The sequence below is a fragment of the Nocardia gipuzkoensis genome (assembly GCF_021183645.1).
GTDB lineage: Bacteria > Actinomycetota > Actinomycetes > Mycobacteriales > Mycobacteriaceae > Nocardia > Nocardia abscessus.
On sequence record NZ_CP089225.1, the window covers coordinates 4,589,927 to 4,612,328 of the forward strand.

The window sequence follows — 22,402 nt, forward strand, 5'->3', positions numbered from 1 at the left end:
ACATATGTCGAAAAGGTGGCAGACTCGGCATCGAACCAGTTCTTCGATATATGTCACACAAGTGGAGGTAGTCATGTCCCGTATCCAGCTCGCCCTCAACGTCGACGACATCGACCAGGCCGTGCGGTTCTACTCGACCCTGTTCCACGCCGAGCCCGCCAAGCGCAAGCCCGGCTACGCCAACTTCGCCATCGCCGAGCCGCCCGTGAAACTCGTGCTGATCGAGAACCCCGGCCACGGTGGCAGCGTCAACCATCTCGGCGTCGAGGTCGAAACCTCCGACCAGGTGCACGCCGAGATCGCCCGCCTGTCCGAGGCGGGGCTGTTCACCGAGGAGCAGATCGCCACGACCTGTTGCTTCGCGACGCAGGACAAGGTCTGGGTCACGGCCCCGGACTCCGAACGCTGGGAGGTCTACACCGTCCTGGCCGACAGTGAGACTTTCGGCACCGCACCCGAACTCGGAGGCGCAACCGAGGTCTCCGACGCCGAGGCGGTCCAGGCCTGCTGCGGCACCGCCGAGGAAGCCGCCGCCGAAGGCACTTGCTGCGGCACCGCCGCGAAGAAAGAAGCAGTCGCCTCCGGAGCGACTTGCTGCAACTGACCCGCCGCCGCAGCGAGTCCACCGGTTGCGCTTCCCCCGCACCAACCCCGCGAGTGGCACACCACTGCGGCGAACCGCGAGTAGACCTCTCGGTGGTGTGCCACTCGCGCGAGTTAGTTGAGGGGTTTGGTGGGCATGGGCGCGTTGATCGTGGAGAAGTACATGATCGCCGCGCCTATGGCGACGGGGGCCGTTACGAGGATTTGGCCCGCGACCGTGCCGAGGGCGCCGACGGCGACGATGCCGCCGAGGCAGCCGACGGCGGCGGCCGGGATGAACGGGCCGAACATGCCGACGATGGTGGCTGCGGCGACGGTCGCTCCGGCGATGCCACCGAGGATGCAGCCGACCGAGGCGCCGCCGATGCCGCCGACCAGGGTGCCGATGGTGGCGCCCATGCCGATGGTGCTGGTCATGCGCGACCAGGCGGCCTGTTCACGGTCGTATTCGGTCTTCCACGGCGCCTTGTCCTCGAACGGCAGGGCGACCGGCTTGTAGGCCGCGTGCGCGAGGTCGAACTGCGGGGTCAGCGTCGCGGTGCGCTCGGAAATCTCCGCGGCGATGGGGAATTCGAACTCGTCGACCCGGAAGGTCAAGGGCGCGCCCGCGACGACGGTGCCGTCGGCGGCCTTCACCTTCAGCACCTGGTCCTCGACCACCAGTGAGCCGGAGTCGATGCTGATGATGCTCGCGGTCTCCGTGGCGTGCGCCGTGAAGCCGACAGCCTCGGCGGTAGCGGTCTCGGTAGAGGTGGTCTCGACGGACGTGCCGTCCACCGAAGCGGCCTCGGGAGCGGCGGAACCGGTGCCCGCGGCGATGCTGACCGCTGCGGTCGTGAACGCGGCGGCCAGGGCTAGTTTCGTGATCTGCATGGGAAATCCTTGGTTTCGAAGGCATGGCGAAGCGACGGCCATACCGATGACGTTCGATAGGTCGTGTGAGTACCGGGCTTTCGCCCGCGAATCCGGGGTCAGGCGGTGGCGCGCATCCGTCCGGCGAGGCTGATCAGCACATCGATCGCGAGGAAGGCCAGCAGGCTCACCCCGACCAGCGGGACGAACCAGCCGACCACCAGCGCGGCGGCCACCAGCGGTACGACCAGCCACAGCGAGGTCTTGCGCAACGCGCCGCGCCGCGGAGCCCGGCCGAGGGCGAACCGGCCCGCATCCCGGGTCGGCCGCCTGCGCCACCACATCAGGTAGCCGCGCACGACCACGGTGATCAGTCCGATCATCGCCGCGAGCAGCAACAACTGATTGAGCAGCCCGAACATCAGGCCCATGTGGAACTGGATGCCCCAGTTGGTGAGCTTGGCCATCAGCGGCCAGTCCGCGTAGGCCAGACGATCGGTGACGGCGCCGCTCGCACCGTCGACGGCGACCGCGTCGACGGTGTAGGTGCCCGGCATCCGGCGTTCCTTCACCGCGAACGCGTTACCCGGCGCGGCCGGGACGGCGATCTCCGCGGCCTGGGTGATGCCTTCGGCGCGTGCCGTGGCGTACACCCGATCGAGCTGGGCGAGCCGGTCGGTCGAGTCGGCAGGCGCGTGCTCCGCGTGGCCGCCGCCGTGGTGGTCGGAGCCCGAATCATGGCCCGAAGCAACGGTTCCGGGCAGCGCTGTGCTGACCGCGGGCGTGGTCCAGCTGAGCTGCTCACGCAGTTCGGTGATGTTCTCGCCCGCGTAGGTCGACCAGGTCATGCCGGTCGCCGACAGCAGCAGGACCAAGGGCAGCACCCACATCCCGACCGCACCGTGCCAGTTCAAGGTGCGGCCTCGTGCGCGCTGCGAACGATCGGCCGCGAACAGCCAGCCCCAGCCGTTGCGGGCCCGCCGGCCGCGTACCCGGCGAATCCAGATGACCAGACCGGCCAGCGCGACGAGCCACAGCCAGGACGCGGCCAGCTCGCTGTAGAGCCGGCCTGGCTCGCCCAGGTGCAGGTCTCGGTGCAACTGATCGATCCAGGTGCGCATCGGTAACGCACCCGAACTGCCGTAGACGACGGAATCGCCCACCGGCTGCGCGGTATACGGGTTCACGAACACTGCCCGCCGCTCGGATTCGCCCAGCGACGGGTCGCTGAACAGCACCCGGGTGGTGTCCTCGGCGCCCCCGGCCGGGGCGACGGCGACCAAGTGGAGATCCGGCCGGGTGGCGACGGCCGCGCCGACCTGCTCGGTCAGCGGTTTCGGCGTTCCGGTCTGCGTGACCGTCAGCAGGTCGCGCGACACGATCGACTCCAGCGTCGGTGAGATCGCGTAGAGCGCGCCGGTGATGGCGGCGATGAGGACGAACGGCCCGACGAACACTCCCGCGTAGAAGTGCAGTCGCATGGCCAGCGCGTACAGGCTGTTGCGCGCGGTGGTCCGGCGTGCGGCGGGGGAGTCCGACGGCTCCGGTAAGTCGGCGTCGGAAGTGATGGTTTCTGTTGTACTCACGGTCATTTCGTTTCTGACGGCGGAACCCGGCTGGGGCGCAAACCGTTGTCCCGGTGTCCGTGGGCGCGAGCCCATGACGGCGCCGGCGCATACCGCGCGGACAGGATGCCACGGCGACAGCACGCAGGCCGTGGCGAACACACGCGAGGAAGCGTGGTCTCGCCGCGGTGCGCGGAAGGATGGTTTGCGACCCGGACTACGGCGTCGCGTCGGCACGCTCAGGCGTGGGCACGAAGGTGCGGGGCGACGCTGTGCCGCACGGTGAAATGCCGTGGCCGTGAGCAGAACTCACGCCACGTGCTCCGTGCGCCGGGTATGGGAAGAGTTCAGAGAACGACCGCGAGCGGCGGAGCCCGGGTGCGCAGCGCCTCGGTGGCGAACACACGCAGGACAACCCGGTCGCGATGGACCGTACGCAAAGGAGCGCGGTCCGCGACGACGGGCGGAGTATGCCGCAGCGGAAACACGCGGCGCAGCACCGCGGTCCCGATCCGGTAGGCAGCTTCCGCGCCCCGGATCACGATGGCCGCCGCGAACGCCGCGCACACGTGCGCGGTGAGCATGGCCGGAGTCAGCTGGGCGTCACCGTGATGCAGGTGGCCCGAGTTGATTCCCATGGTGAAGTGACCGAGCAGCTGTCCGGCGACCAGCGCCGCGACCAGCCCGGCCGACGTGTCGCGCAGCGGAGCCAGACCCGCCACCAATGCGCCGATCACGGCGGACGCGGCGGCCAGCAGCGCCAGAGCGGTGGTGTCCGGCAGCATGCCGCCGGAAGCCCAGCCGTGCGCCGCGACGGAAATGGCCCCCGAGATCGCACCGGCCGAACCACCGCGCACCCGCGCGACGGCGCCGCGACGTTGCGCGGCAGACCGGTCGAACTCGTAACTCACCCGCTGATGATAGCCGACCGATTGCACACGATCGACCGCATCGGCCGGCGCCGACCGGCTTGGCGACGTGCGGTTTCCAGGTTGAAGTAACTGGGTCTGCCGGGCGGGCGGCGGGCGCACCGCGCGGCAGACCCCGGACGCGCGCCGATCAGCCCGCGTCGACCTCCATCTCGATCAGCGGCTTGCGCAGCAGCTTGCCGGTCGCGTTGCGGGGCAGCTCGTCCAGGAAGACGACCTCGCGCGGGACCTTGTAGCGGGCCAGGTTCGCCTTGACGTAGTCCTTGATCTCCTGCGGGTCGCGCTTGGAATCGGGACCCGGAACGACGAACGCGCGCAGCCGTTTGCCGAACTCGCGGTCGTCCACGCCGACCACCGCGGCTTCGAAGATGTCGTCGCGGCCCGCGATGAGATTCTCCACCTCGAGCGGGAAGACGTTCTCGCCGCCGGAGACGATCATGTCGTCGTCGCGGCCGTCGATGTAGAGCAGGCCGTCTTCGTCGAAATGCCCCACGTCGCCGCTGGACATCATGCCGTCGACGACTTCCTTGGTGCGGCCGTCGGTGTAGCCGGTGAAGGCGAAGCCGTTGTCCACGAAGATGGTTCCGGTGACGTTCGGTTCGGTGATCGGCTTGCGGTTCTCGTCCAGCAGCACGATCCGGATGCCGACCGGAGCCTTGCCCGCCGTGGTCGGCGCCTTGCGCAGGTCCTCGGGGGTCGCGACCGTCATGACGGCGCACTCGGTGGAGCCGTAGAGGTTGTAGAGGCTGTCGTTGAAGTGGTCCAGCGTGCGGGTCACCACGTCCGGCGCGATGGCCGAGCCCGCCGCGAAGATCACCTTGATGCTGCTGACGTCGTACTTCGCCAGCACGTCGTCGCCGAGGTCGAGGATGCGTTGCAGCATGGTGGGCACCACGACCAGCGAATCAGCCCGGTACTTCGCGATATTCGCCAGCGTCAGCTCGGGGTCGAAGCGGCGCTGCTGGAAGATCACCCGGTTGCCCAGCGCGAGACCGAGGGTGAACTGGGACAGGCCGGTGCCGTGGAAGATCGGCGCCGCCATGATCATGGTGCCGCCGTTGGGCAGCGGCACCCGGTCGATGAACTGCGCGGAGGCGAACGGGCTCACCCGGTCGCGCGGCGCGCCCTTCGGGGTGCCGGTGGTGCCGCTGGTCAGGATGATCATGCCGCCCGGCTTGGCGGGGGTGGGCAGCGCGGCATCGGACTGCCCGGCGATCAGCGAGTCGATGGTCGCGATGGCAGGGTCGGCGTTGTCCTTCTCGTCCACCCAGGTCAGGATGCGCGGGATCGTGGCGGGGATGGCGCTCATCAGGTCGATGAATTCGCTGTCGTGCAGCACCGCCTTGACGTGCTCGCGCTCGGCCACGTCGGCGAACTGCGGCTTGGCGAACCCGGTGTTCATCAGCACCCCGCGCACGCCGAGCTTGCCGGTGGCCAGCAGGCTCAGCACCATGCCGCGGTGATCGCGCGCCAGGATCGCCACCACGTCACCGGGATTGATGCCCTTGCTCTGCAAGCCGCGGGCCAGGGCGTTGGACTGCTCGTTGAGCTGACCGAAGGTCAGCTCCCCGCGTTCGTCGACGATCGCCGCGGCCTCCGGCCTGGTCTGCGCGGCGTGCATGACGACACCGGCGAACGGTCCGAACTTCAAGACGTTGAACGCCGAGCGCGCCGCATGGTCGGGGCGCAGCGGATTGAACAGCCGCCGCTTGACCATCACGTTCACGCCGAGGGCAAGATCGCCCGCCTTGCGAGCGGTGCCACCCAGCGCGGGGAGGGAAAGAGACATCGACGACAACCTTCCGACGGTGCCACCCGGTGATCCTCCGAGTGGTGCGAACCGCAATTTCGAGTGCCAGTGCTGGTGCTTACACTAGCAAGCTCCTGTAACCGGATGTGTCACGTATCTCAGCGCAAGCTACCCGCTGGTAGCGGGGTGAGCGCGTCACTCACCCCGCCCGTCGATCAGGCCTGGACCTCGTAGTCCACCAGCACGCGGCGCAGCAGCTTGCCGGTCGCGTTGCGCGGCAGGTCGTCGAGGAAGACCACCTCGCGCGGCACCTTGTAGCGCGCCAGGGTGTTCTTGACGTACGCCTTGATCTCCTCGCCGTCCGGCGAGTGGCCCGGCTCCGGGACGACGAAGGCGCGCAACCGCTTTCCGAACTCCACGTCGTCCACGCCGACCACGGCGACGTCGAAGATGTCGGGCCGTTCCAGCAGCAGGTTCTCCACCTCCTGCGGGAAGACGTTCTCGCCGCCGGAGACGATCATGTCGTCGTCCCGGCCGTCCACCATCAGCAGGCCGTTCTCATCGAAATGGCCGACGTCGCCGCTGGACATGTAGCCGTCGATGATCTGCTTGTGCCTGCCGTCGGTGTACCCCTCGAACGGCGCGCCGCTGCGGATGAAGATCCGGCCCGTGGTGTTGATGGCGGTGACGCGCTGGTCGTTGTCGTCGTAGAGCCGCACCTCGCAGGTGATCGGCGCGCGCCCGACGGTGCCGGGTGCGAGGGCGAGGTCCTCCGGGGTGCCCACGGTCGCGACGGCGCACTCGGTCGAGCCGTACAGGTTGTAGAGCACCGGACCGAACGCCTCGGTGGCCTTGATGGTGAGTTCGGGGGACAGCGCCGAACCGGCCAGCACGATCGCCTTCAGCGAGGACGTGTCGTATTTCGCCCGGATCGCCGGATCGAGCTCCACCATCCGGTGCAGCATCGTGGGCACCGCCACCAGCATGTCGGCCTTGTGCTCGGCGATCAGGGCGAGCGTCGCCTCGGCGTCGAACCGGCGGCGCACCACCACCTTGTTGGACAGGGCCGCCCCGACCAACCAGGTGGCCAGACCGGTGCTGTGGAAGATCGGCGAGACGATCACCTGGGTGCCGCGCTGCGGGAACGGGATGCGGTCGACCAGCTGCGCCGTGGACAGCGGCGTGACCTTGGTGCGCGGCGCGCCCTTCGGCAGGCCGGTGGTGCCGCTGGTGAGGATGATGAAGCCGCCGGGCTTGCTCGGCGCGGGCAGCGGATCGGTGGAGTTGGCGGCGACCAGGTCGTCGAGCGTCTGCGCGCCGCCGGGCAGTGCGGTGCCCTCATCGACCCAGGTGAGGTAGCGCGGCAGGTCGGCGGGCAGTGCGTCGAGCAGGCCGAGGAACTCGCTGTCGTGCAGCACCGCCTTGACCTTCTCGCGCTCGCACACCTCGGCGAACTGCGGCTTGGCGAACCCGGTGTTCATCAGCGCCACCCGCACGCCGAGCTTGCCCGCGGCGGCCATGGACAGGATGAGGCCGCGGTGATCGCGCGCGAGGACGCCGATCACCATTCCCTCGGTGATGCCCGCCGCCTGCAATCCGCGTGCGATCGCCGTGGACCGGTCGTCCAGCTCGCGATAGGTCAGCGGACCTGCCTCGTCCACGATGCCCGGCGCGTCCGGGGCCACCCGCGCGGAGTGCCGGATCAGCGTCGCCTGGGGGCCGTAGATGCGCGACTCCTTCATCGTGCGCAGCGTCTCCAGCGGCTTCCTGGGATCGGAAACTCCCCGGCTGCGCAGCACCCCTAGCGCCTTCACGGCCTCCAGCGTGTGGGCCAAGTTCATGTCGCATAACCTCCACAAAACCCTCGCGTCGGTCCTCGACCTAGCGAACCGGTACGGCGTGTTGACTTGCCACCGTAGCAGTGCGGAGTGTGACAGGTCACAACTAAAACGGACAAATCCGTCTCGGTTGGGTTGCGTCCGCCGCAGGTGGGGGGCGATTCTCGGTCCGATTCGGCTTTTTTGCCCGCAGTTACCGGCCGGTAGGGATAACCTCGCAACGTCTCGAAGACCGCTCGAAGGGAGACGCGGCCAATGTCCGATCCGACGGATCGTGCACCGTTCATCGACATTCCCGGCGATCTGCCCGGCATCCGGGGGCTGTTCGCTTTCAAACCCGAAACCGGCACGGCGCTGAGCGAATTCGCACAGACTCTGCTGCGCGGGACTTCGCCGCTCACGCCGGGGGAGCGGGAAACCATCGCCGCCTACGTGTCGTCGCGCAACAAGACCTACTTCTGCACGCAGTCGCACGCCGCGACCGCGGCGGCGCTGGTGGAGGGCGGTCGTGAGCTGATCGACGCGGTCATCGAGGACGTGGAGTCCGCCGCCATCGATCCGAAACTCCGCGCGCTGCTGAGGATCGCGGACAAGGTGCGTCGGTCGGGGCTCGACGTCACGCCGGAAGACGTCGAGAACGCGCGTGCCGCCGGCGCCAAGGACGAGGACATCCACGACGCGGTACTGGTCGCGGCCGCCTTCTGCATGTTCAACCGCTACGTCGACGGTCTGGCGACGGTCGCGCCCCGGGAGCGGGCGACCTACGAGCAGATCGGTGGCCTGCTCGCGACCGGCGGTTACGTCGCCGCGGCGGCGCCCGGCTCAGCGCCGGGCGCTGGCCAGGGCGACCAGTAGCGGAACCACCCGGGCGGCGGGGACCTCGAACCGCCCCTGGCCCGCGGTGTGCAGCCAGCCGACCGCGGCCAGCTGACGCAGGTGGTGATAGATCTGGCCGGAGGTGCCGACACCGTCCACCCCGGCCAGTTCCGCCGCGGTTCTGCGCCCGCCCATGATCTCGCGCAGCAGGCGCAGCCGGACCGGGCTGCCCAGCGCGGCAAGACATTCCGCGGTCTCGGCCCAGTCGTCCTCGATGAGGTCGCCGGTGGTGAACCGGGCCTGCCATTCGCGTTGCTGATCGTTGGGCAGCCGGACCGACCCGGCGAAGACGACCCCGCCGTTGGGCTCGTCGGCCGCCGCGAACTCGTCCTGCAGGCGGGTCACCGCCCACTGCTCGGTGTCCGCCGGGAGGTTCTCCGGCCGTAGGTTCTCTTCCAGCGCGCTGAGCCGCCGCTCCAACTCGGCGACTCGGTCTTCCAGGCTCACGAAAGCAAAAGCTACGGATCTACGTGAGGTCCGACAAACCGAAGGCTCCAGCCCCCGTGGCGGCGGGAAGCCGGAGCCTTCGCGCTCAGTTGTAGACGGCGCCGAACGACGGCACCGAGATCGTGCCCAGCCGGTAGGCGTACCCGTCCGGGTTCACGTCGCTCACGGGTACCGACCAGCGATGCCACAGCGATCCGTACACCGCGGCGACCACCGGTCCCGCGCCGGTGTCGAGTGCGCGGGTGCGGATGCTGGTGTCCACCGGAACGTCGTTGTGCTCGTAGAGCAGTTCGGTGCCGCTGCGCCCGTTGGCGAGGTTGATCCACAGCACCTCGAGCTTGGCGCCGCCCTGATTCGGCGAGATGGTGCCCGGCCCGCCGAAGAACCCGATCCGGAATCCGTCTACACCCAACGCGATACCGGACCCGTACACACCAGGCCCCTCACCGCGGCCGATATCCGACTGCGCCGGAATCTGGAACGGCTGCGCGGGCAAGGCCACCAGCCCGGCCTCGGTGAGCTGACCGGAGGCGATCAACCGGTCGATCGCCTGCTCGGCCGCCGGATTCCCGGCCGCGGCGGCGCGTAATTTCTGGGCGGAGACGGTCCAGTCCACCGTGGCGGGCTGTGCGGCGGCGGGCCCGGCGAAAGGCGCCACGAACACCGCGGAGGCGGCGAAAAGAGTGAAATACGTTTGCTGACTTGTCGATCCAGCGACTCAGGGCGATAGGCTGCCCGGTCGGTGCGGGCCCTGTCCAGGGGCGAGCGCCGAATGGCGAGATCGTGTCATTGACTCATCGACGCAGCGGCGTTGCGGGCACATCTTCGATAAAACCGTTCCGTATGTTCTGGCCAAGGTAGTGTGGGTTTTCGAGGCGACCGCCGAATCCGCGGCGTTGGTGACCGCGTATGGCGGTATGCCACCCATTTGGGCGTCATCGATCGCGAGTGAGCGGAGAATCCAGAAATGCATCGAAGTAACCGGGCACCCTTGTTCAGTCATCCGAGTGAGCCCGCCGAGGTCAGCGCGCCGGTAGTCGGAGCGGTCCGGCTGCCCGTATTCAGCGACATCGTCGCGGCAGCGCCTTCCGTGGCGACCGACGAAGCGGGGTCGGCCGAGTCCGGCGGCGAGTAGTGCCTCCGGCCGGCCGGGTATGGGACCTGGGTTACGCCGCCGGCTGGCGGCTGGTACGCGCCCTGCCCGAACCGCTGGCCGTGCGCCTGTTCGACACCGGAGCCGAACGCGCCGCCCGGGACGGCGGGCCGAACCAGTTGCGCCGCAACCTGTCTCGGGTACTGGGCACCGCGCCGGAGGCGGTGCCACAGACACTCGTCCGTGCGAGCCTGCGCTCCTATGCCCGCTACTGGCGCGAAGCCTTTCGGCTTCCATCGATGGACCCGGTGCGACTGGCCGACACCATCGAGTCCTCGGCCACCGGGCTCGAGCACATCCACCAGGCGGTCGAACGCGGTACCGGTGCCGTACTCGCCCTGCCGCACAGCGGGAACTGGGACTTGGCGGGGGTGTGGCTGGTGCAACGCGTGGGCTCGCCAACTGTCGTCGCGGAGCGGCTCGCCCCGGAATCGTTGTTCCAGCGCTTCGTCCGCTTCCGCGAACGCTTGGGATTCGAGATCATTCCCCTCACCGGTACCGAGACGCCGCCGTTCGCGCAGCTGGTCACCCGGATTCGACAGGGGCGGATCGTCGGTCTGCTGGGTGAACGCGACTTGTCCGGCACGGGCGTACCGGTCACCTTCTTCGGGGAACCGGCACGGCTGCCTGCCGGGCCCGCGCGGCTGGCGATCGACACGGGAGCACCACTGCTTCCCGTGCACTGCTGGTACACGCCCGACGGGTGGGGGTTCCACGTCGATTCCCCCCTCGACACCAGCGGTGGCGTGCGCGATACCACCCAGGCGCTGGCCGACCGATTCGCCGCCGGTATCGCCGCGCACCCCGCCGACTGGCACATGCTCCAGCCCCTCTGGACGGCCGATCTCACCGCTGCCCAGCTCGCTCGCCGCAACCGGAACGCAGCGCACTGAACCGCGTGGAATGCGTGCGACGGGCCCATCCTCAGTCGCCGGGCAGCCCCCACGCGAATCCAGCGGCAATCACAACACAACTGACAATCGAGATAAGCACGATGCTCCACATGGGTGCGAAGGCTACGGACCATTCGGTTCGAGGTCTATAGCGGCGGGGACACCAAAAATGTTGGGCGGCTGAAGTTGTCCGCTGGCCTACCGCCGAGTTGTGGAGCTGTCGATCGCCGATCCGGGTGCCGGAGCTGAGCGACTGGGTGGGATCACGTACCGATCCACTCCAGTAGCGGGACCGGTTCGAAGGCGTCGAGCTGAGTCAGGACAGGCCAGGCTGAGCTGGAAGCATCCCCGGACGGCCGACAGGCGGCCTGAGCGAGCTGTAGACCGATGAGCCGATCTTCGGACACGAAAAAAACCGGTGCGAGTCGATGAGTGGACTCGCACCGGTTTCCGTTGTCTACCAGGTCACTTCAGCTCGGCGCTGGTCTTGCCGAGGATGCGGCGCGCCACGATGAGCTGCTGGATCTGCTGGGTGCCTTCGAAGATGTCGAGGATCTTCGAGTCGCGGCCCCACTTCTCCAGCAGGGTGCGCTGCGAGTAGCCGATGGCGCCGGCCAGTTCGACGGACTTCAGGGTGACGTCGGTGCCGGTGCGGCCCGCCTTCGCCTTGGACATGGACGCCTCGAGCGAGTTGGGCTTCTTGTTGTCGGCCATCCACGCGGCGCGCAGGGCGAGCAGGTAGGCGGCCTCGTAATCGGCTTCCATCCGCAGGAATTCGGCGGCGGCGGCGTGCTGGTTGTTGGCCGGGCTGTCGTAGGAGATCTCCACGCCCGCGGCGGTCAGGATCGAGCGCAGCTCTTCCAGCGCGGCGCGGGCGACGCCGATCGCCATCGCGGCGACGAGCGGACGGGTGTTGTCGAAGGTCTGCATGACCCCGGCGAAACCCTTCTCTACGTTGACTTCCGGGCTGCCGAGGATGTTGTCCTTCGGAATCCGGCAGTCCTGCAACAGCAGCACGGCGGTGTCGGAGGCCTTGATGCCGAGCTTGTGCTCGAGCCGCGCCACCGAGAGGCCGGGAGCGTCGCGCGGCACGACGAACGACTTGATCGCCGCGCGGCCGAGGCTCTTGTCCACCGTCGCCCACACCACGATGTGGGTCGAGCGCTGGCCCGCGGTGACGAAGATCTTCTCGCCGTTGAGCACCCACTCGTCGCCGTCGAGCACGGCGGTGGTGGACACGGCGGCGGAGTCGGAGCCGAAGGACGGCTCGGTGATCGCCATCGAGGCCCACACCTTGCCGAAGCGCTGCAGTTGCTCGTCGGTGGCGACGGCGGCGATGGCCGCGTTGCCCAGGCCCTGGTAGGGGATCGACAGCATGAGGCCGACGTCGCCCCACGATGTCTCCAGCGCGTTCAGCAGCGCGGACATATTGCCGCCGTTGGTGTTTCCGAGCAGCTCGGTGGCGTGGCTGTCGCTGTCGTCGGAACGGCCACCGGCGGCGCCGCCGATCTTCTGGGTGCCGGAGTCGGCCAAACCCTCGACCATCGCGGCCATGGTGTCCAGCTCGACCGGGTAGTCGTGCTCGCCGAGGTCGTACTTGCGCGAGATCGGGCGGAAGATCTCCTGCGCGACCTGATGCGCCTGATTCGCGCTGGCCCGCAGCTTCTTGGGGAGTTCGAGGTTGATCATGGGGGAGTTCTCCTGGAAAACGGAACGGGCCGGTTAGATGAGCACGACACCTTCGGCGATGCCGATGGCCCGCAGGTCGCGGTACCAGCGCTCGACCGGGTGTTCCTTGGTGAAGCCGTGACCGCCGAGCAGCTGCACGCCGTCGAGGCCGATCTGCATGCCCTTGTCGGTGGCGAGTTTGCGGGCCAGCGCCGCCTCCCGGCCGAACGACAGGCCCTGCTCCGCGCGGGAAGCGCCGCGCAGGGTGACCAGCCGCAGGCCGTCGAGTTCGATCGCGATGTTGGCGACCATGAACGCCACCGCCTGGCGGTGCGAGATCGGCTCGCCGAACGCTTCCCGCTCGTTCACGTACGGGATCACGTAGTCCAGCACGGCCTGGCCGGTGCCCGCGGCGAGCGAAGCCCAGCCGAGACGGGCCAGGCGCACGGCGTCGGCGTACTCCTCTACACGGGTCGTGGCGTCACCGTCGCCCAGGATGGCATCGGCGCCGACCGCGACGTTGTCCAGGATCAGCCTGCCCAGGCCTGCGGCGCGCAGACCCATGCTCGGGTCGGCCTCCACGACCAGGCCCGGTGCGTCCGACTCGATGATGAACAGTGCCGGACGTCCGTCGAGTTCGGCGGCGACCAAGAACAGCTCGGCGTCGGCCGCGGCGGGGACCAGGCTCTTCACACCCGAGAGGCGGTAGCCGCTCGGTGAGCGCACCGCCTTGGTGTCCAGCGCGAACGGGTCGAACAGCGCACGCGGCTCGCTGATCACGACCGAGGCCTGCGGCACGTTCTCCCCGGTGAAGGAGGGCAGGTAGGTCTTCTGCTGCGCGTCGCTGCCCCACTGCGCGAGGGCGACCGCGACGCCGCTGGGCGCCAGGATGGGCAGGGCGAGACCCATGTCGCCGTGCGCGAGCGCCTCGGCGACCAGTGCGTTGGTCACCGCGCCGCGCTCGGAGGCCGCACCCTCGAGTTCCTCGGGGACGTTGATCAGGGTGATGCCGAGTTCGGCGGCGCGCTCGAGCAGGTCGCGCGGCGCCTTGGCGGCGTTGTCGGCCTCGTAGGCGGCCGGGCGCAGGATCTCGGCGGCGAATTCCTTCACCGTCTCGACGATCATCTGTTGTTCGTCGGTCGGCGTCAGGTCGAAGTAGTCCTTGTTCTTCGCCTCGTTGGCGGCCAGGCGCTTCGGCGCACCGCTGCCCGCGACCTTGGCGAAGGCGCGCGTCGCGGCGCCGAGCGTGCGGAAGCCGGTCTTGGTGCCCTCGTAGGTGACGCGCTCGATCGGCTTGCGCAGGTTGTACTTCTCGGCGAGTTCCGACCCGGTGAGAGTCGTCATGACCCGCATCGCCGCGCCCATCCAATCCCGCTTGGGTTGGTTCAGGCCGACCGCGGACGTGTCTGGACGTCGCTTCGTTGCGCTGTCTCGAGTGCTCATCATCACCTGTTTTCTCGGATGGGTTCGGTGCGGTCTGTCCCCAGCTATCTTACTCCGGAGTAAGGCTATCTTACTGCTGAGTAAGAACGGCGTCGAGGGGAAGAATACGCAAGGAATCCGCGCTTTGCTGGACGAGTGCCCAAAGTTGGGCAGTCGATGGTCGGCCGTCGTCTGCCCCCGGGTTACCGCTGTCGCCAGGTCTGCCGCACTATCCGCGCGCGATCCGGTGCAGAAGGTATGGGCGGGGTAGCGGTACTGCGCAGCGGCTCGGCTCCAGCGGCTGAAGACGTAGTCGTGACTACAATCCGACGCATGTCAGCGATCTTCGACTGGGCTCGGCCGGACAACGTCCAGCCCGAGCCGATCACAGTCGACATCTGGCGCGAACTTCCCGACGAGTTCTGCCGCTTGGTGGAAGTGGTGAACGGAGACGCGGTCCGTTGTGAATCACCGACACGGGCGCACCAAAAAGCCGTCCACCGGCTATTGGCGATGCTGGAGGTGGCGGCTCGGGAGTACATGGCCGAAGACCCTTCGGCTTGTCTGGACGCCAATCACGATTTCGATGTAGTGCTGTGGGAAGTGCCTCGTGCGACGATCCGACGTCCTGACATCGCGCTGTTCGAGTGCGTACCGGCCGATCTCCGGCCGATGCCCGCACGGCACCTGAAGATCGCTGTCGAAGTGATCTCGCCCAGCCATGTGAAAACGGACCGGCTCGAGAAAATGGGTGAGTACGCCGCCGCAGGGATTCCCTGGTACTGGCTGGTCAGTGTGTCGGATACCGACGTGACATCCATCGAGACCTACGGCCTCGACCACAGCGTGGGCCATTACCGCCTCGCCCGCGTGCTGAAGCCGCAGACCGGCTTCGCCGTCGACCTGCCGATTCGCATCCAACTCGACTGGGATCAACTGACCGACCTGGTGCTGTGAGCCCGGGGCCGCCCGAAGCGGGCTCAGCTGCCCGCGGTCGAGCCGGTGGCTCGGCGGCCACCGGCTCGGGCGATCACTCGCGGACGTAGTAGCGCAGCGTCGCGTAGGCCGTGATGGCCGCGAAGACGATGCCGACCGGGGCGATGACCAGCGCGGTCATCGCGATGTCGTCGCCGGTGATACGCGGGAACACCTTGCTGGCGAACAGGTCGCCGAGGGCGCGGTCGATCACCAGCGGGCGGGCGATGAGCAGGCCGATCATCGCGAGCAACGAACCGGCCAGCGCGGCGGCCACGGCCTCGAGCAGGAACGGCAACTGGGTATACCAGCGGGTCGCGCCGACCAGCCGCATGATGCCGACCTCGGTGCGGCGGGTGAACGCGGCGATCTGCACCATGTTCGCGATCAGCATCACCGCGGCCAGCGCTTGCAGCACGGCCAAGCCGAACGCCGCGTTGCGCAACCCGTCGAACAGGCTGACCAGCCGGTCCACGATGTCCTTGTCGTTGCGCACCATGCCGACGCCGGGGCGGTCGTAGAACTTCTCGTAGATGGTGGGGTAGAGCTCCGCGTTCTCCATCTTCACGCGCAGCGAGGCGGGCAACGGCGTCTCGCTGACGTACTTGGCCAGTTCGGGCTGGTCCTTGAAGGTCTTCTCCTTGGCCTCCCGGACCGCCTCCTCCCGGTTGAGGAACTGGACCGCCTCCACGCCGCTGGTGGCTTTCAGATCGGCCATGAGCGCGCGGCACGGGTCCTGCGAGCAGTCCGGGTCGTTGGCCGAGACGTCCTCGGTGAGGTACAGCCGCACCTCCAGCCTGTCGAGGAAGTACTGCTCGGTCTTGTCCGCGATACGCACCGCCAGCAGGCCGCCGCCGAGCATGGTGAGCGAGACCGCGGTGGTCAGGATCATCGCGATGGTCATCGTGACGTTGCGGCGCAGGCCCGCGAAGACCTCGCCGAACAGGAAGCTCGCGCGCATTACCGGCCCACCCCGTACACGCCCGTCGCCTCGTCACGCACCAGGCGTCCGTGATCGAGCTCCACCACCCGCCTGCGCATCGCGTCGACGATGTGGTTGTCGTGGGTGGCCATCACCACCGTGGTGCCGATGCGGTTGATCCGCTCCAGCAGCATCATGATGTCGCCGCTGGTGTCGGGATCGAGGTTGCCGGTCGGTTCGTCGGCCAGCAGCACCAGCGGCCGGTTCACGAACGCCCGCGCGATCGCCACTCGCTGCTGCTCACCACCGGAAAGCTCGGTGGGCAGCCGGTCGGCCTTGCCGCCGAGGCCGACCATGTCGAGCACCTCGGGGACGGTGCGGTCGATGAACTGGCGCCGCTTGCCGATCACCTCCAGCGCGAACGCGACGTTCTGGTACACGGTCTTCTGCTGCAACAGCCGGAAGTCCTGGAAGACGCACCCGATGCGCTGGCGCAACTTGGGTACCTTGCGACCGGGTAACCGGTCGACCCGGTAATCGGCGACTCTGATCTCGCCCGCCGTGGGCGTCTCCTCCTTGAGCAGCAACCGCATGAAGGTCGACTTACCCGAGCCGGACGGTCCGATGATGAAGACGAACTCGCCCTTGCCCACATCGACGGTGATGTTGTCCAGCGCGGGTCGCGTCGAGGTCTTGTACGACTTGGTCACGTTCCGCATGGTGATCACGGGGAGCCAGTGTAACCAGCAACCGGATGCGGCCTGCGTCGTCAACCATGGGTGACAGCGCGGCGGCGGCTCGGCCCGCCGGGCTCAGCGGGCGGGCGCTTCGGTGAACACCGCTGCGGGAACAGCATTCACCAGGGTGGCCGGCGCGATGCTCGTTTCATCGGGTTTGACGAATACGTACAGCACGAACGTGGCGACCCAGGTTGCCATCAGGATCGCCGTGGATCTACGTGGTCTCACTGATTCCCTCCCGGCGCAGCGCCGCGGCGACTCGCACCCGCAGCTCGCGTCCGACTTCGAACTGTTTACCCGGCAACGTCCGGGCAACCATTCGGATGTTCATCTGGTCGACGGTGAGGTCTTCCACACCCATGACGGTGGGCTCATCGAGCAACAAAGGCTTCAGCCGAGCGTCTTCGTACGCCTTTGTACCCACCTCGTGCAGGATCTCGTTGACCCTGGTGATGTCAGCGCTCGCGGCCACCGGTACGTCGATCGCGGCACGTGCCCAGTCCTTCGACAGGTTCGTGACCTTCACGATCTGGCCATTGGGCACCGTGATCACTTCACCGTCCGCGTTGCGCAGCGTGGTGATCCGCAGCGTGACGTCCTCGACCGTACCCTCCGCCTGCTCCGCGGCTCCAGTCACCGCGATGCGGACCACATCGCCGAACCCGTACTGCCGCTCGGCGATCAGGAAGAACCCGGCGAGGATGTCCTGCACGATGCGCTGCGCGCCGAAACCGAGCGCGGCGCCGAGCACCGCGGCGGGCGCGACCAACCCGGTGACGGCGAAGCCGAGCCGCCGCAGCACCTCCATGGTGATCAGCACGTAGACGATGGTCAGCACCACCCAGGTGATCACCTGCGCCAACGCGTGGCGGTGCTTGGCCGCCTCGGTGCGCACCAGTGCGTCACTGCTGCGGAATCCGGCGTCGATCTTGCGAGTGATCCGATCCCTGACATAGGTGGCGAATCGGCTGAACAGGACGGCCCCGAGAATGAGCAGCACGATCTCCAGGCCGGAACCGCGTAGCCAGGTGGTGAAACCGGTGGACGCGATAGCCTGGATTCCCGCGACATTCATTTAGTTCGCCTGCTCTCGCATTCTCCAGCGGATACCCGACTCGATGAACCCGTCGATGTCCCCGTCGAGCACCGCGGAGGGATTGTTGACCTCGTAGTTCGTCCGCAGGTCCTTGACCATCTGGTACGGATGCAGCACGTAGGAGCGCATCTGATTGCCCCAGGACGCACCCTCGTTGGTCTTCAGCGCGTCCATCTCGGCGCGCTCTTCCTGCCGCTTGCGCTCCAGGAGCTTGGCCTGCAGCACCCGCATGGCCGAGATCTTGTTCTGGAGTTGGGACTTCTCGTTCTGACAGGTGACCACGATCCCGGTGGGCAGGTGGGTGATGCGGACCGCGGAGTCGGTCGTGTTGACGCTCTGGCCGCCCGGGCCGGAGGAGCGGTACACGTCGACGCGGATCTCCGTCTCCGGGATCTCGATATGGTCGGTGGTCTCGACCACGGGTAGCACCTCGACTTCGGCGAAGGAGGTCTGGCGGCGGCCCTGGTTGTCGAACGGGCTGATCCGCACCAGCCGGTGCGTGCCCATCTCGACCGACAGCGTGCCGTAGGCGTAGGGCGTCTTCACCGCGAAGGTGGCGCTCTTGATGCCCGCTTCTTCGGCGTAGGAGGTGTCGTAGACCTCGACCCCGTACTTGTGCCGGTCGGCCCAGCGGATGTACATGCGCATCAGCATCTCGGCCCAGTCGGCGGCGTCCACGCCACCGGCGCCGGAGCGGATGTTCACCAGCGCGTCGCGCTTGTCGTACTCGCCCGACAGCAGCGTGCGGACCTCCATCGCCTCCACGTCGCTGTGCAGCGCGACGCGCTCGGCGTCGGCCTCGGCGAGCGCGGCGGCCCTGGCCTCGCCCTCTTCGCCCTCCGCCAGTTCGTAGAGCACCGGCAGGTCGTCGAGCCGCTGGCGCAGCTCCTCCACCCGGCGCAATTCGCCTTGGGCGTGGGACAGCTCACTGGTGACCTGCTGAGCGTGGTCCTGGTCGTTCCACAGGTCGGGGTCGGCGGCCTGATGCTCGAGCTCGTCGATACGACGGCGCAACTCGTCGATGTCGAGCACCGATTCGACCGTCTTCAGGGTGGCGTCGAGTTCGGCGAGATCAGCGGAAACGTCAGGATGCACGATTGTCAAGCCTAGCTGCCCCTCTGCGGCGGCAGCACACGAGTGCGCGCCGGGTGGCCGGGGACGGCGTCACCACGGGTGGGCGCCGTCGTTCGAGGGCCGGACGGGGTGATCGCCGGGACGTCACGCACTCGGTCCCTACCCGGCCCCTGGCCGGTGCGCTGTGACGGACGCCTCATGGGTTCCTACCCTAAACGGCGACCGCGCTTGGCGCAGTTGCTGTTTGGAATTCGCAGCCGAGGCGATCGGCGCTTCGCCGGCTCGGCGCCTGCCGCGCCCGTTCCGTTGTGCTGCCCGACCGGCGGGTTCGGTGTGGCGCGCGCGGTGTGTCGAACTCCACTTCGTCCACGCTGGCGAAGGCGTTCGTGCTCCGTGTTCGAGGTGTGGTTCGTTCGCGCGGTCTGTCGCCGAGGACGGTTCGCCCGGTCAGCCCGAGACCGCGTGCAGTCCGCCCGGGCGGCGTCCGTTGAGGGCGTCGAGGGCGGCGGCGGTGGCGTCGTCGGCAGGCAGGTAGACGATCACCCGCTGGTCGTCGTCGGCGGAGAGTTCGAGTAACTCGTAGGCCAGGCGCAGAGAACCGGCCTCGGGATGGACGAGGCGGTTGATACCGGTGGCGGCGGCCAAGCTGGGCACCGTGTCGACCCGGTCGGCGAACGCCGGGCCCACCGTGACGGTGAGCTCGTCGGCGAGGGCGGCGATGTGCGGGTCGGCGCGGAACGGGCCCTGCTTCAACGTGGCGACCGTCTCGTCGGCCACGTGCTCCCAGTCCGCGTAGAGGTTCCGGGCACCGGGCAGGCAGAAGACGAAACGCGCCAGGTTCGCCGGGGTATGGGGTCCGTCGAAGAGCCCGGTCGGCGCCATCAGCCGGTAGTAGCCGTCGGTGTAGGCGAGAACTTCGGTGAGGCGGTTGACCACCACGGCGGGCGCGGGTTCGAGTCGATCCAGGATCGCGCGCACGGTCGGCCGCACCTCACGCAGCGGCTGCGCGTCGCCCATACAGGTGAACCCGCTGTCCACCGACTTGCTCAACCGGTGCAGATGGACGCGCTCGGCGGGGCTCAGCCGCAGCGCGTCGGCGAGCGCGGACAGCACCGGGGGCGAAGGATGCCGGTCGCGACCTTGCTCGAGGCGAGTGACGTACTCCACGCTCACCCCGGCGAGGGTAGCCAGTTCGGCGCGGCGCAACCCGGGGGTGCGCCGCCGTGGACCGGCGGGCAGGCCGACCTGAGCGGGCGTCACCGCTTCACGGCGGGTGCGCAGGAAGAGCCCGAGTTCGTTGTCGCTCACCCGTCGAACCTAACAAGGCCCGACGTCGCGAGGGTGTCCCTGGCACTACCACTCTTACGGCGGTCTCCCTGCCCTGCGTGCCGCAAAGCAGTGTGGGTTCCGCGGCCCGCCCGGGTCGTTCTGTGATCCGAGGAGATGCGACATGTCCAACACCCCACTGAAGCTCGCGGTGATCATCGGCAGCGTCCGGGAGGGACGCTTCGGACCGGTCGTCGCGTCGTGGTTCACCGAACAGGCGCGGCGGCACGGTTCGTTCGAGGTGGACGTCATCGATCTGGCCGAGGCGCACCTTCCGCTCGACCTGCCCGCGGTGCCCCCGGCGCTCGATCCGAATCCGCCGCGCCCGGAGGGCATGGCGGAACTCACCCGTCGGTTGGACGCGGCCGACGCGTTCGTCATCGTCACGCCGGATTACAACCGCAGCGTCCCCGCCTCGCTCAAGGCCGCCATCGACTGGCATTTCACCCAGTGGAACGCGAAGGCGATCGGCTTCGTCGGCTACAGCGGGGCCTCCGGCGGCTTGCTCGCCATCGAGCACCTGCGGCAGATCTTCAACGAACTCAACGCGCATACGGTGCGCGACTATGTGTCTTTCCCGCGCTACTACCTGCTCTTCGACGACGAGGGAACGTTGCTGGAGCCCGAAGAGCCCGCGGCTGCCGCGACGACGCTGCTCGATCAGCTGCACTGGTGGGCGAGCGCGTTGGCCGCGGCCCGGTCGTTGGAGACCGTGGGGTAGGCGCTGGGGACGCTGTCGCCGAGCGAGGGCAGCTGATCGTGCTCACTCGGCTGTGTCCTTCGCCCAGCCGGGACGGAAAGGGGGCGTGACCGGGCGGGCCGATAGGGTGCGGGGCGTGGCTGTGTACTCCTCCGATCTCGAACTGGCCCTGCGGCTGGCCGATGCCGCCGACGCGATCACCCGGGCGCGCTTCGGTGCGCTGGACCTGAAGGTCGACGCGAAGCCGGATCTGACGCCGGTGTCGGACGCCGACCTGGCCGTGGAGCGGGCGATCCGGCAGGTGCTGTCCGAGGCCCGGCCGGACGACGCGGTACTGGGCGAGGAATTCGGCGGCGCCGCCGAATTCAGCGGAAGGCAGTGGGTGGTGGACCCGATCGACGGCACGAAGAACTTCGTGCGGGGAGTGCCCATCTGGGCGACGCTGATCGCGCTGCTGGAAGACGGCGAACCGGTCGTCGGCGTGGTGAGCGCGCCCGCGCTGGTCCGGCGCTGGTGGGCGGCCGCGGGGTCGGGCGCCTGGACGAGCTTCGAAAAGGGAGCGGCCGAACAGATCTCCGTCTCCGCCGTCGGCGAACTCGGCTCGGCCAGCCTGGCGTTCTCCAGCCTGTCCGGCTGGCGCGAGCGCGGGTTGCGGGAGCATTTCCTCGCCCTGACCGACGACGTGTGGCGCGTGCGTGGCTACGGCGATTTCTTCAATTACTGCCTGCTCGCCGAAGGCGCGGTCGACATCGCCACCGAACCGGAGGTCTCCCTGTGGGATCTGGCCGCCCTGGACATCCTCGTCCGGGAAGCGGGCGGTCGTTTCTCCTCGCTGGACGGTAAGCCCGGTCCACACGGCGGCGACGCGATCGCCACCAACAGCCTGCTGCACGACGAGGTTCTCGACCGCCTGCGCGGTTGACCGCCCCATTTCACGCCGCCGTGCTCGGACCCGAGACGGCATGGTCGCGGGCCCCATCAGCTAAGGCACCTCTGGTGCATCCAGGAGCTTCTCCATCAGGACGACGTGAGTGGTGCCGTGGAACTGGGGCGGCAGTCTCGTCTCCCGGAGTTCAGTGAAACCCTGTGCGGCGTAATACTTTCGGAGCACCTGGTTGTCCGACGCGGTGTCCAGGCGTTGACGGGTGACGCCGTGAGCCAGTGTGTGCGCGGCGCAGAACCCGAGGATTCGCGGGCCGAGCCCGCGGCCCCGGTATTCCGGCGCGACCATCAGACCGTGCACGTAACCGGCCTCGGTGTCGTCGTCCGCGCCCCAGAACTCCGGGTCCCGCCAGATCAGGCGAACGGCGGCCACGAGCGCCGCGGACTCGTCGTGCCACACGAACCATTCATCCCGCGCGATCTCCTCCGCGACGACCGCCACCGCGTACTCGCCCGGCACCCATTGCCCGATGCCGTTGTCGACCATCCACCGCGCCAGCCGATCGCGCAGTCGTGCGATGTCCTCGGCGTCCAGCGCGGTGGCCGCCACCATCGGTGCTGTTTCGACCACGGCTTTCCTTCCTCCGACGGGTATCCCAGGCCGGTCGGTGACCTGGGATTCCCCGAAGTA

Annotated in this window: 23 protein-coding genes; 7 read left to right on the forward strand and 16 right to left on the reverse strand. The window is 68.2% G+C overall.

The annotated features are described in order from the left end of the window. Positions 1-73: 73 nt before the first annotated feature. A complete protein-coding gene (locus tag LTT66_RS20750; RefSeq protein WP_233060239.1) occupies positions 74-604 on the forward strand; it encodes an ArsI/CadI family heavy metal resistance metalloenzyme in 531 nt (176 codons plus the stop codon). Between the two features lie 113 nt (positions 605-717). On the opposite strand, the gene LTT66_RS20755 is transcribed toward LTT66_RS20750, so the two are convergent. From LTT66_RS20755 to LTT66_RS20775, 5 genes are all read right to left on the reverse strand, one after another. After that, entirely contained in the window at positions 718-1,476 is a 759-nt protein-coding gene (locus LTT66_RS20755) for a hypothetical protein (protein WP_233060241.1), read from the reverse strand. Positions 1,477-1,574: 98 nt separating this feature from the next. Beyond that, complete coding sequence (locus tag LTT66_RS20760; RefSeq protein ID WP_233060242.1) at positions 1,575-3,047, reverse strand: PepSY-associated TM helix domain-containing protein; 1,473 nt, start codon at positions 3,045-3,047, stop codon at positions 1,575-1,577. A gap of 320 nt (positions 3,048-3,367) precedes the next feature. After that, a complete protein-coding gene (locus tag LTT66_RS20765; protein WP_233060243.1) occupies positions 3,368-3,931 on the reverse strand; it encodes a hypothetical protein in 564 nt (187 codons plus the stop codon). Between the two features lie 148 nt (positions 3,932-4,079). Then, positions 4,080-5,738: an acyl-CoA synthetase gene (locus LTT66_RS20770; RefSeq protein WP_233060244.1), complete on the reverse strand. Its 1,659-nt coding sequence runs from the start codon at positions 5,736-5,738 to the stop codon at positions 4,080-4,082. A 176-nt stretch (positions 5,739-5,914) separates the two neighbouring features. Next, on the reverse strand, positions 5,915-7,540 hold the full coding sequence (locus LTT66_RS20775) for an acyl-CoA synthetase (RefSeq protein WP_195064782.1): 1,626 nt from the start codon (positions 7,538-7,540) through the stop codon (positions 5,915-5,917). A gap of 252 nt (positions 7,541-7,792) precedes the next feature. On the opposite strand from LTT66_RS20775, the gene LTT66_RS20780 reads away from it, so the two are divergent. Then, positions 7,793-8,392: a carboxymuconolactone decarboxylase family protein gene (locus tag LTT66_RS20780; RefSeq protein WP_233060245.1), complete on the forward strand. Its 600-nt coding sequence runs from the start codon at positions 7,793-7,795 to the stop codon at positions 8,390-8,392. Here LTT66_RS20780 and LTT66_RS20785 read toward each other — a convergent pair. Further along, entirely contained in the window at positions 8,360-8,860 is a 501-nt protein-coding gene (locus LTT66_RS20785) for an ArsR/SmtB family transcription factor (RefSeq protein ID WP_181719766.1), read from the reverse strand. The two genes, LTT66_RS20780 and LTT66_RS20785, sit on opposite strands and share 33 nt — an antisense overlap. Positions 8,861-8,945: 85 nt before the next feature. Then, on the reverse strand, positions 8,946-9,518 hold the full coding sequence (locus tag LTT66_RS20790) for a hypothetical protein (protein ID WP_233060246.1): 573 nt from the start codon (positions 9,516-9,518) through the stop codon (positions 8,946-8,948). 309 nt (positions 9,519-9,827) lie between these two features. On the opposite strand from LTT66_RS20790, the gene LTT66_RS20795 reads away from it, so the two are divergent. Next, positions 9,828-9,995 (forward strand): hypothetical protein, encoded by a 168-nt coding sequence (locus LTT66_RS20795; protein WP_233060247.1) that lies wholly within the window; start codon positions 9,828-9,830, stop codon positions 9,993-9,995. Then, positions 9,995-10,906: a phosphatidylinositol mannoside acyltransferase gene (locus tag LTT66_RS20800; protein WP_233060248.1), complete on the forward strand. Its 912-nt coding sequence runs from the start codon at positions 9,995-9,997 to the stop codon at positions 10,904-10,906. The genes LTT66_RS20795 and LTT66_RS20800 overlap by 1 nt, the downstream gene beginning before the upstream one ends. Before the next feature lie 465 nt (positions 10,907-11,371). Here LTT66_RS20800 and LTT66_RS20805 read toward each other — a convergent pair whose 3' ends face one another. Both LTT66_RS20805 and LTT66_RS20810 read right to left on the reverse strand, forming a co-directional pair. Then, positions 11,372-12,595 carry an acyl-CoA dehydrogenase family protein gene (locus LTT66_RS20805; protein WP_233060249.1) on the reverse strand — a complete coding sequence of 408 codons (1,224 nt, stop codon included), beginning with the start codon at positions 12,593-12,595 and terminating at the stop codon, positions 11,372-11,374. Between the two features lie 33 nt (positions 12,596-12,628). Then, positions 12,629-14,023 (reverse strand): acyl-CoA dehydrogenase family protein, encoded by a 1,395-nt coding sequence (locus tag LTT66_RS20810; protein WP_408638655.1) that lies wholly within the window; start codon positions 14,021-14,023, stop codon positions 12,629-12,631. A 231-nt stretch (positions 14,024-14,254) separates the two neighbouring features. Here LTT66_RS20810 and LTT66_RS20815 point away from each other — a divergent pair, with 231 nt between their 5' ends. Further along, entirely contained in the window at positions 14,255-14,953 is a 699-nt protein-coding gene (locus LTT66_RS20815) for a Uma2 family endonuclease (protein WP_233060251.1), read from the forward strand. Between the two features lie 73 nt (positions 14,954-15,026). On the opposite strand, the gene ftsX is transcribed toward LTT66_RS20815, so the two are convergent. From ftsX to LTT66_RS20840, 6 genes are all read right to left on the reverse strand, one after another. Further along, on the reverse strand, positions 15,027-15,932 hold the full coding sequence (gene ftsX, locus LTT66_RS20820; RefSeq protein WP_181719759.1) for a permease-like cell division protein FtsX: 906 nt from the start codon (positions 15,930-15,932) through the stop codon (positions 15,027-15,029). Next, complete coding sequence (gene ftsE, locus LTT66_RS20825; protein ID WP_043696231.1) at positions 15,932-16,621, reverse strand: cell division ATP-binding protein FtsE; 690 nt, start codon at positions 16,619-16,621, stop codon at positions 15,932-15,934. The genes ftsX and ftsE overlap by 1 nt, the downstream gene beginning before the upstream one ends. 84 nt (positions 16,622-16,705) lie before the next feature. Continuing rightward, entirely contained in the window at positions 16,706-16,831 is a 126-nt protein-coding gene (locus LTT66_RS37105) for a hypothetical protein (protein WP_267468508.1), read from the reverse strand. 16 nt (positions 16,832-16,847) lie between these two features. Then, the gene (locus LTT66_RS20830) at positions 16,848-17,708 is read right to left on the reverse strand and encodes a mechanosensitive ion channel family protein (protein WP_195096630.1); all 861 of its coding nucleotides are present in this window, start codon (positions 17,706-17,708) and stop codon (positions 16,848-16,850) included. Beyond that, entirely contained in the window at positions 17,709-18,824 is a 1,116-nt protein-coding gene (prfB, locus tag LTT66_RS20835; protein ID WP_181719757.1) for a peptide chain release factor 2, read from the reverse strand. It lies immediately after the preceding gene. 426 nt (positions 18,825-19,250) lie between these two features. Beyond that, positions 19,251-20,111 (reverse strand): helix-turn-helix transcriptional regulator, encoded by an 861-nt coding sequence (locus tag LTT66_RS20840; protein ID WP_233060252.1) that lies wholly within the window; start codon positions 20,109-20,111, stop codon positions 19,251-19,253. Positions 20,112-20,253: 142 nt separating this feature from the next. Between LTT66_RS20840 and LTT66_RS20845 the strand changes: the two genes are divergently transcribed. Together LTT66_RS20845 and hisN are read left to right on the forward strand one after the other, a co-directional pair. Further along, positions 20,254-20,850, forward strand: coding sequence for an NADPH-dependent FMN reductase (locus LTT66_RS20845; RefSeq protein WP_233060254.1), 597 nt, complete (start codon positions 20,254-20,256; stop codon positions 20,848-20,850). Between the two features lie 115 nt (positions 20,851-20,965). Beyond that, a complete protein-coding gene (gene hisN / locus LTT66_RS20850; RefSeq protein WP_233060256.1) occupies positions 20,966-21,751 on the forward strand; it encodes a histidinol-phosphatase in 786 nt (261 codons plus the stop codon). Between the two features lie 60 nt (positions 21,752-21,811). On the opposite strand, the gene LTT66_RS20855 is transcribed toward hisN, so the two are convergent. Next, positions 21,812-22,342: a GNAT family N-acetyltransferase gene (locus tag LTT66_RS20855; RefSeq protein WP_233060257.1), complete on the reverse strand. Its 531-nt coding sequence runs from the start codon at positions 22,340-22,342 to the stop codon at positions 21,812-21,814. Positions 22,343-22,402 lie beyond the last annotated feature (60 nt).